General features: G+C 56.4%; 8 protein-coding genes, 1 tRNA gene and 2 rRNA genes. 6 read left to right on the top strand and 5 right to left on the bottom strand.

What is annotated here, in order from left to right; all coding sequences use genetic code 11:
* The first annotated feature begins 21 nt into the window (after positions 1 to 21).
* The 3 genes from AC0L4F_RS03060 (at position 22) to AC0L4F_RS03070 (ending at position 4,009) form a co-directional block, all read left to right on the top strand.
* A 23S ribosomal RNA gene (locus AC0L4F_RS03060) occupies positions 22 to 3,564 on the top strand.
* A 143-nt stretch (positions 3,565 to 3,707) separates the two neighbouring features.
* Positions 3,708 to 3,822: ribosomal RNA gene (gene rrf, locus AC0L4F_RS03065) — 5S ribosomal RNA — on the top strand.
* A 110-nt stretch (positions 3,823 to 3,932) separates the two neighbouring features.
* Positions 3,933 to 4,009, top strand: a tRNA-Met gene (locus tag AC0L4F_RS03070).
* A gap of 287 nt (positions 4,010 to 4,296) precedes the next feature.
* Here AC0L4F_RS03070 and AC0L4F_RS03075 read toward each other — a convergent pair.
* A protein-coding gene (locus AC0L4F_RS03075) for an IS3 family transposase (RefSeq protein ID WP_244685183.1) occupies positions 4,297 to 5,417 on the bottom strand; the annotation gives its coding sequence in 2 pieces (ribosomal slippage) (positions 4,297 to 5,207 and positions 5,207 to 5,417; 1,122 coding nt in all).
* A 473-nt stretch (positions 5,418 to 5,890) separates the two neighbouring features.
* Between AC0L4F_RS03075 and AC0L4F_RS03080 the strand changes: the two genes are divergently transcribed.
* Both AC0L4F_RS03080 and AC0L4F_RS03085 read left to right on the top strand, forming a co-directional pair.
* On the top strand, positions 5,891 to 9,130 hold the full coding sequence (locus AC0L4F_RS03080) for a DUF4214 domain-containing protein (RefSeq protein ID WP_244685186.1): 3,240 nt from the start codon (positions 5,891 to 5,893) through the stop codon (positions 9,128 to 9,130).
* Between the two features lie 84 nt (positions 9,131 to 9,214).
* Positions 9,215 to 10,768 carry a radical SAM protein gene (locus AC0L4F_RS03085; RefSeq protein ID WP_244685198.1) on the top strand — a complete coding sequence of 518 codons (1,554 nt, stop codon included), beginning with the start codon at positions 9,215 to 9,217 and terminating at the stop codon, positions 10,766 to 10,768.
* A gap of 161 nt (positions 10,769 to 10,929) precedes the next feature.
* Here the strand turns inward: AC0L4F_RS03085 and AC0L4F_RS03090 are convergent, their stop codons facing one another.
* The 4 genes from AC0L4F_RS03090 to AC0L4F_RS03105 form a co-directional block, all read right to left on the bottom strand.
* Complete coding sequence (locus tag AC0L4F_RS03090; RefSeq protein ID WP_348524058.1) at positions 10,930 to 11,601, bottom strand: GntR family transcriptional regulator; 672 nt, start codon at positions 11,599 to 11,601, stop codon at positions 10,930 to 10,932.
* The gene (locus tag AC0L4F_RS03095; protein WP_244685203.1) at positions 11,598 to 12,143 is read right to left on the bottom strand and encodes a nitrile hydratase subunit alpha; all 546 of its coding nucleotides are present in this window, start codon (positions 12,141 to 12,143) and stop codon (positions 11,598 to 11,600) included. The genes AC0L4F_RS03090 and AC0L4F_RS03095 overlap by 4 nt, the downstream gene beginning before the upstream one ends.
* Positions 12,144 to 12,221: 78 nt before the next feature.
* Positions 12,222 to 12,545, bottom strand: a complete 324-nt coding sequence (locus tag AC0L4F_RS03100) for an SH3-like domain-containing protein (RefSeq protein ID WP_280520440.1) — start codon at positions 12,543 to 12,545, stop codon at positions 12,222 to 12,224.
* A 7-nt stretch (positions 12,546 to 12,552) separates the two neighbouring features.
* On the bottom strand, positions 12,553 to 12,843 hold the full coding sequence (locus AC0L4F_RS03105) for an SH3-like domain-containing protein (protein ID WP_280520441.1): 291 nt from the start codon (positions 12,841 to 12,843) through the stop codon (positions 12,553 to 12,555).
* Between the two features lie 30 nt (positions 12,844 to 12,873).
* Between AC0L4F_RS03105 and AC0L4F_RS03110 the strand changes: the two genes are divergently transcribed.
* On the top strand, positions 12,874 to 14,247 hold the full coding sequence (locus tag AC0L4F_RS03110) for an amidase family protein (protein WP_244685205.1): 1,374 nt from the start codon (positions 12,874 to 12,876) through the stop codon (positions 14,245 to 14,247).
* Positions 14,248 to 14,273: the final 26 nt, after the last annotated feature.

The raw sequence follows: 14,273 nt of genomic DNA on the forward strand, positions 1-14,273 counted from the left end.
AATCTGTCTCTTTCTGGATCAAATCAAGCGCGAGAAGGGCGTTTGGTGGATGCCTTGGCAGTAAGAGGCGATGAAAGACGTGATACTCTGCGATAAGCCATGGGGAGCCGAGAATATGCTTTGATCCATGGATTTCTGAATGGGGGAACCCACCTGAATGTTCATTATAATAACTTCGGTTGTTTATAATGTTCATAACCAGGTACTTAAAGACTGAATACATAGGTTTTTAAGAGCAAACCCGGGGAACTGAAACATCTAAGTACCCGGAGGAAAGGAAATCAATTGATACTCCGCTAGTAGTGGCGAGCGAACGCGGATCAGCCAAGCCTTGAGAGTGAAAAGAACGACCTGGAAAGGTCGGCCATAGTGGGTGACAGCCCCGTATTTGAAGCTCGATGGGATGTATTAAGTAGGGCGGAACACGTGAAATTCTGTCTGAAGATCGGAGGACCACCTTCGAAGGCTAAGTACTCCTTACTGACCGATAGTGAACCAGTACCGTGAGGGAAAGGTGAAAAGCACCCCGACGAGGGGAGTGAAACAGTACCTGAAACCGAACGCCTACAATCAGTCGGAGCTTGACTGGACTCTAATGATAATCTGATGCATGCCGCTTCCTGGAAACAGGGAGTTGGATATGGCAGACGGAACTTTTGCCATTCTCATGTTGGTCGCAGGACTGACGGATATGGGAATAAATCATTGTGGCACATCGCAGGGCTGTCTTGGCCGGAGCGACGTGACACCAAGGATCGCCTTCTCGGGCGGTCAGGTTCTTGAACGCCGCGCAGAAACGGGAAGTGAAGTCTATCTTCGCTATGATCTTGGGCGCCGTACCGGCCCCTTTGGTCATGCGGTGGGGCTGAGTGTCGGGTCTCGGGGTGAAACCTGGGTCGGCATTGGTCAGACCTACACGATGGACTTTGGTTCCAGCCCGTTTTTTGCGGAATTGCATGCGATGACCGGTGTGTATGACGCCGGTGACGGCCTTGATCTGGGCGGCGCTATTGCGTTCCGTTCGGGTGCCGAGGTCGGTTGGGAAAACAAACGCGGTTGGCGGTTTGGTCTCAGCTTCGATCATCGATCGAATGCGGGGATTTATGACCACAATCCGGGTGTTGAGACCGTGCAACTGCGCGTGTCGGTACCAACCAGATAATATTCGCATCAAAAAATGCATCATGCGTGAGCCGCTCTCAGGATCTGCCCAAGTGGCGATCCGAAGGATCGGTGTACCGGCCAAAGGTCGGCGCAAAGCGGTTGTCGCCCGCGGCGGCAACTCCAGATTACTATTAGTGTCCAGTCTTGTGACGGCGTACCTTTTGTATAATGGGTCATCGACTTGGTCTATCTAGCAAGCTTAAGCCGTTAGGTGTAGGCGCAGCGAAAGCAAGTCTTAATAGGGCGCATGAGTTAGATGGATCAGACCCGAAACCGAGTGATCTAGGCATGACCAGGATGAAGGTAAGGTAACACTTACTGGAGGTCCGAACCCACACCTGTTGAAAAAGGTCGGGATGAGTTGTGCCTAGGGGTGAAAGGCCAATCAAACTCGGAGATAGCTGGTTCTCTGCGAAATCTATTTAGGTAGAGCGTCATCCGAATACCCGGGGGGTAGAGCACTGGATGGGTAATGGGGCCCCACAGGCTTACTGATCCTAACCAAACTCCGAATACCCGGGAGTACTAGATGGCAGACACACTGCGGATGCTAACGTCCGTAGTGGAGAGGGAAACAACCCTGACCTACAGCTAAGGCCCCTAATTCATGGCTAAGTGGGAAAGCAGGTGGGACGACCAAAACAACCAGGAGGTTGGCTTAGAAGCAGCCATCCTTTAAAGATAGCGTAACAGCTCACTGGTCTAAATAAGTTGTCCTGCGGCGAAGATGTAACGGGGCTCAAGCCATGAGCCGAAGCTTAGGATGCCGTAAGGCATGGTAGCAGAGCGTAGTGTGACATAGTTCCACGCGTCCTTGATCCCTTTGGGGATATTGGACGCAGGGAGCTTTCTGTGAAGCCGGCGCGTGAGCGATCCGGTGGAGAGATCACTAGCGAGAATGATGACATGAGTAGCGACAAAGAGTGTGAGAGACACTCTCGCCGAAAGTCCAAGGGTTCCTGCTTAAAGCTAATCTGAGCAGGGTAAGCCGGCCCCTAAGGCGAGGCAGAAATGCGTAGCCGATGGGAACCACGTTAATATTCGTGGGCCAGGAGGATGTGACGGATCTCAGAGGTAGTTCATCCTTATTGGATTGAATGGGCTGCTGAGAGGTCCCTGGAAATAGCCCTCCATCAGACCGTACCCTAAACCGACACAGGTGGACTGGTAGAGAATACCAAGGCGCTTGAGAGAACGATGTTGAAGGAACTCGGCAAAATACCTCCGTAAGTTCGCGAGAAGGAGGCCCGGTTCCTAGGCAACTAGGGGCTGGGGGCACAAACCAGGGGGTGGCGACTGTTTACTAAAAACACAGGGCTCTGCGAAGTCGCAAGACGACGTATAGGGTCTGACGCCTGCCCGGTGCCTGAAGGTTAAAAGGAGAGGTGAGAGCCTTGAATTGAAGCCCAGGTAAACGGCGGCCGTAACTATAACGGTCCTAAGGTAGCGAAATTCCTTGTCGGGTAAGTTCCGACCTGCACGAATGGCGTAACGACTTCCCCGCTGTCTCCAACATCGACTCAGCGAAATTGAATTGCCTGTCAAGATGCAGGCTTCCCGCGGTTAGACGGAAAGACCCCGTGCACCTTTACTACAGCTTCGCACTGGCATCAGGACTGCAATGTGCAGGATAGGTGGTGGGCTTTGAAGCAGGAACGCCAGTTTCTGTGGAGCCTCCCTTGAGATACCACCCTTTGCATTCTTGATGTCTAACCGCGGTCCATTATCTGGATCCGGGACCCTGCGTGGCGGGTAGTTTGACTGGGGCGGTCGCCTCCTAAAGAGTAACGGAGGCGCGCGATGGTTGGCTCAGACCGGTCGGAAATCGGTCGTTGAGTGCAATGGCAGAAGCCAGCCTGACTGCAAGTCTGACAAGACGAGCAGAGACGAAAGTCGGTCATAGTGATCCGGTGGTCCCGAGTGGAAGGGCCATCGCTCAACGGATAAAAGGTACGCCGGGGATAACAGGCTGATACTGCCCAAGAGTCCATATCGACGGCAGTGTTTGGCACCTCGATGTCGGCTCATCTCATCCTGGGGCTGGAGCAGGTCCCAAGGGTACGGCTGTTCGCCGTTTAAAGAGGTACGTGAGCTGGGTTTAGAACGTCGTGAGACAGTTCGGTCCCTATCTGCCGTGGGTGTAGGATACTTGAGAGGAGTTGCCCCTAGTACGAGAGGACCGGGGTGAACGATCCACTGGTGTACCAGTTGTTCCGCCAGGAGCAGTGCTGGGTAGCTATGATCGGACAGGATAACCGCTGAAGGCATCTAAGCGGGAAGCCCCCCTCAAAACAAGGTATCCCTGAGGACCGTGGTAGACCACCACGTCGATAGGCCAGAGATGTAAGCGCGGTAACGCGTTCAGTTGACTGGTACTAATGGTCCGATAGGCTTGATTTGATCCAGTAATAGATAGATTACTCGGAACATGATCAAAGCAAACATCACATAAAACACGATAAATGTACCTGACTTGGACACTCTCGACAGAGAGTGAAACACAATTGCGCTTCAGCCGCGCAAACTTACCGGGGCTTTCCCGGTCTGGTGATCATAGCACGAGCAAAACACCCGGTCCCATCCCGAACCCGGCCGTTAAGTGCCGTCGCGCCAATGGTACTGCGTCTCAAGACGTGGGAGAGTAGGTCATCGCCAGACCTGATAAGCCCCGATAAAATGTATCTCTCAAACGATATCACCGACAAAGGCCAATACCAGCCGATATGCAAAAGGCCACACCAGCCTCAAGGCAATAGGCCAAAAAATGGCGCGGGATGGAGCAGCCCGGTAGCTCGTCAGGCTCATAACCTGAAGGTCGTAGGTTCAAATCCTACTCCCGCAACCAAACACCAAGAATTCTCGCAAACTCACAAGCCCGCCCAAAAGGCGGGCTTTGTTACGTTCAGCACAGAAAACCGCGACAAAAACTCGCAACGCTGAGTTCCCAAGGTCCGCGTCGAGGTTCCGTAAGCCCCCTGCAAAACAAGCCCCCCCGAAAGAAATGCACCCAAAATCAAACGGCTACCGAAATTGTTCTCGGTAGCCGTTGCCGTTGTGCCCCGATTGGCCCGTGATTGGGTCAGTTCAGCATCCATTTTGTTGAGCTTGACCTGCCCCCTGCTGGTCCCTCATTCATAATGAGAGTCTGCAGGTTGAATCTGGGTATTCGGCTTCCGCGTCTGACGCAAGCGCGCCGGGCGCGGAGTCTTCAAATTGCTCAAGCGCACGGCGCGCTTGCAGCGGCGTTTGGTTGCCCAAGGACGAGTGTGGCCTGACCGTGTTATAGTCGTAACGCCATAGGGCCAGCTTGCGCCGCGCATCATCCAGGCTGTCGAAGATCTCCTCGTTCAGTAGCTCATCCCTGAGACTGCCGTTGAAGCTCTCGATGAACGCGTTCTGCTGCGGCTTGCCCGGATCGATGTAGTGCCACGGCACCTCGTTCTCGTCGGCCCATTTCAGGATGGCCCGACTGGTGAACTCAGTTCCATTATCGCTGACAATGCAGCCGGGCTTTCCGTAAAGCCGGATCAGAGCGCTGAGCTCCCGGGCGACCCTTGCGCCGGAGAGGCTGGTGTCCGCGATAAGGCACAGGCATTCCCGAGTGCAGTCATCGATCACTGCCAGCATCCGGAACTTCCGCGAGGCGCCGAAGCTGTCGGATACGAAGTCCAACGACCAACGAGCATTGGGATACGCCGCAACTGGCATCGGCACCCTGGTGCCACGCGCCCGTTTCCGGCCGCGCCGCCGCTTCACGGACAGCCCTTCTTCGCGATAGACCCTGTAGAGCTTCTTGTGGTTCATGGTCATGCCCTTGCGCTCCAGCAGCACGCCGATCCGGCGGTAACCGAACCTGCGCCGCTTGGCAGCGATGTCCTGCATCTCCTTGCGGATCTCGGTACAGTCCGGTGGGCGTTCTCGCCGGACTGTTTTGGGATCGACACCGACAAGCCTGCAGGCCCGGCGCTGCGAGATGTCATGATCCCGCATCGCCCGAAGCGCCGCGTCTCGCCGCTTGGTCAATGTCGTCAATTCTTTCCCAGCAAGTCTTTCAGCACGACGTTGTCGAGCATGGTATCGGCCAGCAGGCGCTTGAGCTTGGCGTTCTCGTCTTCGAGCGCCTTCAGCCTGGCGGCCTCAGAAACTTCCATCCCGCCATACTTGGCCTTCAACTTGTAGAAAGTCGCCGTGCTCAGCCCGTGCCTGCGACACACCTCCGCTGTCGGCATCCCTGCTTCCTGTTCTTTGATCATACCGATGATCTGCGCCTCGGTGAAACGACTTTTCGCATCTGTCTGCTCCTTCAGAGTTGGCGCAGACTCTACATTACGGTGAGGGATTTCGCGGGGGGCAGGTCAAGCTGCGCGATGATAGGCGAAGAATAGTGCCCGTAGTCGGTCTCCTTTACAGTGTATCTTGTGCCTGTAGGGACCTGAGGCACGGCTATGACCACCTGCTTGTTGCCGGGGCCCGTCGCGGGTGTGTTCTTCTATATCGATCTGATCGTGGACATCTTCAGTCGCAAAATCGTCGGCTGGGAGGTGCATGACTGCGGACCTCGCGCCCAATCTGATCCGGGAGGCGATCGAACTTGACTCCAAGGCGCGGTGCCCTTTTTCTACCGCCAGCGGATTCCCTAGTGGTCTTGCGATCGTCTCGTGAGACCCTATGGAAAATAAAGTATTAGAATGCTAATTGCTCCAGCGCGAACAAGGGGATAATTTCAATGGTTGCGACTTTAAATTATTATGGCATTTCGTATGATTTTTTTGGCGATGCTTTTAACGAGGCCGATGTCACCTCACAAAGCGCCACACAAGTTATCCTGACTGATCAGGACACCCAGTTTGTTACCACGATCAATGGATTTGGCTTCTCGAATGTTCAAAATGACAATGTATCCGGCACTGTAACCAGCCTTCAGATCCATGATGCCGCAAACAACCTGGTGTTTTCCCTCTCGGGGGTCAATTGGAGCATGGCTCAGTTTGTCGTCGCCTTTGATGAAATCGCAAGCGGGGCCGAAACCGTCACGCTAGAGGCGCTGCTCAGCCTGCAACCGGTGAATTACAACGCCGCGACTGCGGATATGGGCAATGATATCAGCTTCTCCGGCGTCACCCAAGCGGTCACCATCCAAGGCAGCGCCTTTGCAGACAGGTTCCAGGGCGGGCTTGCCGATGACACCATCAACCCCGGAAACACGGCGGAATACAGTGGCAACCTGCTTTGGGCCAGCGGCGGCAGCGACAGCTATAACGTTGGGAATATGGGCCCCAACCGCTATCTGGACGTCAGCTATGAGCCGATCAATGGGCCGATCACCGCGAATGTGAATGGCAATGCCGGCACGATGAATGTCGCCAAACCCGGCGGTGACATGGACAGCTTCCTGAACATCGGCAATGTGCTGGATTACGGGTTGGGGCTTTGGGGCACCGAAGCCAACGATACGTTCAACCTCAACTCTGGCTTTGGCGGCTGGATGCAAGTCAACGGCATGGCCGGGAATGACACGTTCAACCTGACGCTGGATGGGGTTGTCCGGCTGAATTATACTGGCGGTTATGACGGAGGTCCGGAAAATGGGATCACCGCCAATCTTGCCTCCGGCGTGATCAGCGATGATGGCTTTGGCACCACCGACACCCTTAATATACTGGGAGGCACCGCTGGGCGGCTTGAGATTCAGGGCACCCGTTTCGACGACAACATCATCGGCTCCAGCTATCACACCGAACGCTTTATCCTGGAGCGGGGCAATGACACGCTGGATGCCGGAGGTGGCTGGGACGTTGTGCGCTATAACCGCAATGGCGTCGAGGCGATCAACGCCGATATGGAAACTGGCATCATCACCGGCACATGGTGGGGCGAAGCCTTTACGCATGAGGTGTCCAACGTCGAAGAAATCCGTGGCTCGTATGACGGCAGCGATTTCATCAGCGGTGACAGCAACGATAACGCGCTGGAAGGCTGGGGTGGGAATGACAGCCTGTTTGGCATGGGCGGCGAAGACGACCTTTATGGCGGCGATGGGGACGATTACCTCGATCCCGGCGACAGCAATTATGGCTATGATTATGTCAATCCCGGCGCCGGGAACGATCAGGTCGAGCTTGGGGCCATGCAATACGGGTTTGTCGGAATTTCTCACGTCGGGCTGCATGATCTGACCGGGCTGACGCTTGATCTTGATATGACAATAGCCAATGGCGTCGGCGGCGTTGATGCCAGCATCGACAAAGGCGCCTATGGCACGACCGCTCTGTTGAATGTTGATTCCGCTCTGCTGGCGGATGGCGCGCAAATTATCGGCAGTGACATGGCCGATACGTTCAATGTGACCCTGAACGATCGTGCCTGGCTGGAACTGCGCGGCGGACGCGGCATTGACAGCTACGATCTCAACACTGCCGCCCCGGACGGCGAAAACGCCACCATACGGCTGGAATTCCACCGCGACGCGGCTTTCAACCGCGCGACGCAAGGGCTGAATATCGACCTGCGCAGCGGCATGATCGCCAATGATGGGTTTGGCTTTCAGGAACAGATCAGCGGCAATTACGATTACCGTCTCGAAATTCGTGGCACCGACCATGCCGACACCATCATCGGCAGCCACCGCAATGAAAGCTTTATCGGTCGCGGCGGCAATGACATGATCGACGGCTTGGGTGGCTGGGACCGGCTGCGCTTTGACCGCTCTGATATAGACACCGGGGTACATGTCGATCTGGGTGCGGGCACGGCCAGCGGTGTCTTTGATGGATATGCCTTCAACTACACCATCGCCAATATCGAAGAGGTGCGTGGCACCAACGCCTTCAACGACCAGATTTTCGGTTCGACCTCGGGTGAATATTTCGACGGTCGGGGTGGCAATGACAGGATCTTTGGCGATGGCGCGGCGGCGGGGTATTACACCGGCTTTCATGCCAATTATATCTATCGCCTCTATCAGGCGACGCTGGACCGAGAGCCGGACGCAGGCGGGCACACCGCATGGACCCAACGCTATGCCAACGGCGAATACAGCGCACTTGACGTCGCCGACGGTTTTGTTCGCTCACCCCAGTTCAAGGCAACCTATTCCGACAATCTGTCGAATACCGAATTCGTCACGCTGCTTTATAACAACGTGCTGGACCGCGCCCCCGATGATCAGGGGCTGGCGCGCTGGGTTGACGAACTCGACAGCGGGGCCAGCCGCGCCGATGTGGTGCTGGGCTTTGTGCAAAGCCCGCAGTTCATCGCCGCCACCAACCCTGCGGCCAATGCCTTTGCCGCAAACGGTCTGGCCTCCAACTGGAGCGACGAGGTGTTCCGCCTCTATCAGGCGACGCTGGACCGCGTACCGGACATGACGGGCCAGACCAATTGGACCGGACGGTTGGCTGATGGTTCATACAGTCTCGAAGAGGTGGCGGATTCTTTTGTCCGCTCACCCCAGTTCAAGGCAACCTATTCCGACAATCTGTCGAATACCGAATTCGTCACGCTGCTTTATAACAACGTGCTGGACCGCGCCCCCGATGATCAGGGGCTGGCGCGCTGGGTGGGCGAACTCGACAATGGCGCCAGCCGTGCCGACGTGGTGCTTGGTTTTTCGCAAAGCCCGCAGTTCCAGACCAATACGACAGAGGCGCTGAAAACATGGATGCGCGATCAGGGTGTACATGACAGGATTGATGCGGGGGCTGGGCACGACGTGGTTGCGGGGGGCCAATTTGCCGACGTGTTCATCTTTGACGTCAACGATACCGGTGGGACCAGCGTGATGGATCTCGAATCCTGGGATTACATCGACCTGAGCAATTTCGGCTATGCCAGCGTGGCCGAGGCCCGTTCGCATATGACACAGCCCCAAGGCAATGACTATGTGGCCCTTGAAGATCAGGGCAACATCATCATTTTCCACGACACCACATTGGCGCAGATCACCGACGACATGATCTGGGTCTGATGTCTCTGACCCCGCCCGACACTGGCGGGATATCCTCTCGAAATCGCCCGCATATGCGGGCGATTTTTGACGAATCGAGGCTCCATGCTGCTTGACCTGACGCGGCACAACCGCAAAGACAAAACACCCAGCCGCCACATGACACCGGCGGATGGCACGCCGCGGTTCTGTCCCTGGATCGAGGACAGCATGACCATCCTGTCGGATGGCACCGTGACCTGTGGGCTGGATGATTCCGACGGGCTGCGCAGCTTTGGCTCGGTACACGAACAATCCCTGCCAGAGATCTTTGCCAACCCCGAATATCAGCGTCTGCGCGACGGGCTGAAAAAGGGCCAGAAATGTCGCGATTGTGCGCTTTATCAACCGCTGACCGGCCCACGCCCGCAGCGCCCTCGGCTACCGCGCAAGCTGGTGGTTGAACCCACCGTGCGCTGCAATCTGCGCTGTCCGCAAAGCGCGTGTTTTGCCAACAACAGCCGCGATCACAAGACCCGCGACAGCGATGATCTGCCGCGGGATGTGCTTGACCGGGCGCTGGCGCAACTGGGGGATGGACTGGAGGAGGTCTATTTCTTCAACTACGGCGATCCATTCATGCATCGCGATGCCCCCAAGATGATCGGCGACATCCGCCGCCACAGCCCCGGCGCCAAAATCGTGACCAGCACCAATGGCATTCCACTGGCCGCCAAACACAAGGCGCAACAGGTGGTTGAAAGCGGGCTGGATCATATCGTCTTTACCATCAGCGGTATGACCCAGGACAGCTATGCGCGCTATCACGTCAATGGTCGGCTGGAAAGCGCCCTGCGCGGAATGCGCAACGTGGTCGAGGCCCGCCGCGCCGTCGGCACAACCCGCCCGCATATCTCGTGGCGCTATCTGGGGTTTCGCTGGACCGACGGGTTTGACGATCTGGATGCCGCGCTGGAATTGGCCGAAGATTTGGGCATCAACGATTTCAGCATCTATCTGACCCATATCCCCGAAGATAGCTGGTCTTACCGCCTGGCCGAAGGCAGCTATGGCTACAGCCGCTATCGGCCTTGGATCAATGTCGCCTATGGCTATAACCGCCCGCCTGCCCCGGTGGACGGCCTGTTCCCACCCGAGGATCTGCCGAAATTCGGGCGCGCCCGCTGGACCAACTGGCATGGTCGCCCCAGCGTGACGATCCGGGATGGCAAGATCACGTTTTCCCTTTCCACCAACAGCCCCGCCGCCGCCTCCGAAGCGCCGGGCCCGGATTCGTCGGGCTCCAATTCTTCGAGCTCCGTTTCTTCAGGTACCGAGATTTTCCTGCGCACGCCATGGCGACGGCTGTACAAGATCACCGTGCCCTATTGCGCCTGGGGCAATGTCACGTTGGATGTGCCGACCAGTTGGTGGTCGCAGGGTGAAATCACTGTTGATCTGTTCTGTCCCAACGCCTGGTTTCCCGCGGATTGGCTGGGGGTCGAGGACTATCGCTGTCTTGGTGTTCTGATCGCGCAGACCCCGGGCGGGACCCTGCCACAACAGCAAATACCGCTGCGCCCCGCCAGCTTTCGCGACTGCCACGCCTTTGTCCGGCTCGTGCCGCCCGCAACGCTGGTGCCCGTGGCCTCGGCGTTGTTCCATCACAAAACGGATTGACCAGGCCGATTGCCATGCGCTATCCCGATGGCGTCACCAGCCCGTCATCGTAAGAAAGTCGGAAAAATCCAGCTTCCGTCGCTACTTTCCCCACGAACAACTGTTTTTAGCGGGATGTTTGGAGCGCATGACGCTCGCTTTTGTGAACATACAGCCATCTCTCAGGCCGAAAACGAATGTTCCACAAGCCGCTCGACCGCATTGATATGTTCAAGCGTTCGGGCTTTGGCCAATTCGACATCGCCGGTTTTGATGCAGTCCAGAATTTCACGGTGCTCTTTCTCGGCCTGTGCACCGTATTCGTGGTTGGTCCACAGGACGCAGGAATACCGATCTGCCTTGCGGTACAGGCGTTCGATGAACTCAATCAGCAGATCGTTGCCACAGGGTTTATAAAGGCACAGGTGAAATTCCCAGTTCAGTCGCACCGAGGTCAGGCTGTCACTCGCGCCCGAGGCTTTCTTGATGATGTTTTCTGCATCTTTTAACTCGACCTCAGAAATCTGAGAAATCGCCTGCTCAATCGCCATGGGCTCAAGCTTGCGGCGCAGGCTCCAGATGTTGCGCAGCTCTTCCAGGCTGATACTGGCGACGAACGCACCGCGGTTGGCGATTTGTTCGACCAGCCCCTCAAACCGAAGGGTCTGAAGGGCTTCGCGCACGGGGATGTGGCTAACGCCAAACTGGTTTGCAATGTCGTTCTGACGCAGCTGCATTCCCGTGGAATACTCACCTGATAGAACCCGCTCGCGCAACGCCTGACAAATTCGATCCGTTGTCGAGCCGGATGATTTGGAAGCAGACGAGGCTTTTGTCGCGGACATTTGGTTCATATACTCACGTTGGTGACGCCGATCATGCTATCACGGGTGACCAGTTCGGCAAGTTCCGGTTCCGAAAAGTTCTCGGTCCCTGCTGGGCGTTTGGGTAGGACCAAATACCGGCAATCTGCTGTGCTGTCCACCACTCGCAGGTTTGTGCCTTCAGGTAGAGAGGTGCCAAACTCCTTCAGAACTTCGCGTGGTTCCACCACTACGCGAGACCGGTAGTTGCGCGATTTGTACCACACGGGCGGCGGGCCAAGGATAGGACGTGGGTAACAAGAACAGAGCGTGCAAACTACGACGTGGTGCAGATCGTCGGTATTCTCCAGAAGCAGGAACACCGGATAGGGGGGCATGGAAATGCCGAGCTGCGCGGCGGCGGCTGGCAGATCCTCGCGCGCGAGTTCCAGAAATTTCAGGTCCGTCCAGCAACGGGCCACCAGACGGGCGCCTTCGGTTGGGTTGCGTCCCTCCATGTCTTCGATTTGGGCGGTGACTTCGTCTGAGGTCAGCAGCCCGCTTTTGTCCAGCTCGCTCAGAACTTGATCCAACAGTCTCTTGAAGGCAGGTCTGGGCTCGGCGTGGTCACGCGACAGTGGATGGGGGTGGGAATGATCGTGGGGCAATTCTTATGTGTCCTTTGTAACCTTGCGAAGCCAATGCTCGTAAACTTCGACCTGCAGCATGTCGGTGCCGTCACCAGTGTAATGATCCCACAGCTCGGACAGGTTGAATTCAATCCAATAGAGCGGGGATTCCGGCAACCCACTGCCGCCATAGGCCAGATCTTCGGGATTCTTGTGGCTGCCGATACAGGACACGACGGTGCCATAGGCACCCCGCACATAAAGCGGTGTGCGGCAATGCCCGAGCGATTCATCGTTGATCACCTGCACCCGCTGGCCGTCAGCGAATTTCGGCGGCACAGGATAATGTGTTGAAACAGATGTCATGGCCACCTCAACTGCTGGCTTTAGGGATATCAAACGCGTCCGCGTCCACATGCCCCTTTTCGATCAGCAACAGCGCGATCGCCTTGAGCCAACGCTCGTAATAGCTCAGCCCGAAATAGTCTGCTTGCGAAAAGCTTTCGACGGTGCGGCGCACTTCGTCCATCTTGAAGGCCGCTTTTTGCGGACCGGTCAGCAGCACATAAAGTGCATCTACCCGCTTGTCGAAAAAGGTCAGTTCGTGATCGGTCTGGTCAATCTTCCCTGCGGGAAGCCCGCCGAGATCGTGTGTGCGTTCCATTTTTCGCCTTTCATTTTGTCAGCGGCCGAGATGACAGCTTGTTTTCTGGGCACTTCCTTCTTCGCGACAGCGTACGCGATTTCAGGTTCCCAAAACACACTTGAAATAATATATTATATGATATCGTATATAATAATTGATAGCAATATCGGCACTCTGCCAGTTGAGGGAACGATGAATACTCAGTCGAAAACCGTGTCATTCGAAGAGGTTGAGGTCCATTTGAAGGCTTTTGTTCATTTGGCGGATGACGTGGATCTTTCGGTAGTTCCCGCCAAAGCGCAGGCTGATTTACCGCTTTCGCAGGCAACGTTGGCTGTCAAAGATCTGTTCGACGTTCAGGGTATGCCCACCGGATGCGGGTCTCCGATCTATACGGGGGCCGTTCCAAGCCAGTCCGCCGAAGTGGTGCGCCGTGCTGAGCGGGCGGGTGTCAAGATTGCGGGGAAAACGGTCACGACAGAATTTGCGACCTTTGAGCCCGGGCCTACCACCAATCCACAGAATATGGCCTATACGCCGGGCGGGTCTTCCAGTGGTTCCGCTGCTTCGGTTGGGGCGGGATTGGTTTCGCACGGGATTGGCACGCAAACGGCGGGATCGGTCATTCGCCCTGCAGCATATTGTGGTGTCGTGGGTTTTCTACCCACCATGGGCAGCGTCAGCCGTACCGGGCTCAAGGTCGTTTCGCCGTCTTTGGATCGGGTCGGGGTTTTCGCCCGCAGCGTCAGCGCCGCCCGCAGGTTGGGCGAGGAAATTGCAGATCTGCCTGTGTTCGCATCGCTTGACGAAGGCCCCAAGAGAATTGGTTTTTTCGACGATGCAACTTGGGCGGAGGCAGACAGCTATACTCAGGACACGCTGCGCAGCTTCAAGGCCAAGGTTCGGGAGGACGGCGAAAACGTTGTCGATCTAGGCAAAGGTCAGCGTCTGTTCGACCTGATCGACGCGCAATGCGACGTGATGGCTTATGAGGTTCTTAAGTCGCTGGAACACGAGCTGACAAACCACAGCGCGCTGATCTCGGACCAGTTGCGCACATACTGCCAAGAGGCGGCCAACATCACGGCGGATCAATATGCTGGCGCTTTGGAAGTGGGGCAGGCCGGTCGCCTCTGGATAGAGGCGCTGTTTGCCGATCTGGATGCGATTGCGTCCCCTTCCGCCAAGACCCTGCCGCCAAAGGGGCTGGGTAGTACCGGCGACCCTTACGTCAATCGTGCGTGGTCGCTGCTGTATTTGCCCTGCATCACGCTTCCAACGGCCCCGTTGCACGACAATCTGAAAGGCGCGGTTCAACTCGTGGCTGGCTTTGGTCAGGACCAACGCCTGCTTGATCTCGCCGCCCGCTTCGAGCCGGGCATGGCCCAGATCGGGCGCGAAAACTCACAACAAGAAGTCTGAGAGAATCGGATCCAACCACATCAATA

It is taken from the genome of Marinovum sp. J2-8, assembly GCF_055808435.1.

What these genes read in the sequence shown, in the direction of transcription:
- AC0L4F_RS03085 (WP_244685198.1), top strand. Translation starts at nt 9,215, where the DNA reads ATGCTGCTTGACCTGACGCGGCACAACCGCAAAGACAAAACACCCAGC.
- AC0L4F_RS03100 (WP_280520440.1), bottom strand. Translation starts at nt 12,545, where the DNA reads ATGACATCTGTTTCAACACATTATCCTGTGCCGCCGAAATTCGCTGAC.
- AC0L4F_RS03090 (WP_348524058.1), bottom strand. Translation starts at nt 11,601, where the DNA reads ATGAACCAAATGTCCGCGACAAAAGCCTCGTCTGCTTCCAAATCATCC.
- AC0L4F_RS03080 (WP_244685186.1), top strand. Translation starts at nt 5,891, where the DNA reads ATGGTTGCGACTTTAAATTATTATGGCATTTCGTATGATTTTTTTGGC.
- AC0L4F_RS03105 (WP_280520441.1), bottom strand. Translation starts at nt 12,843, where the DNA reads ATGGAACGCACACACGATCTCGGCGGGCTTCCCGCAGGGAAGATTGAC.
- AC0L4F_RS03110 (WP_244685205.1), top strand. Translation starts at nt 12,874, where the DNA reads ATGACAGCTTGTTTTCTGGGCACTTCCTTCTTCGCGACAGCGTACGCG.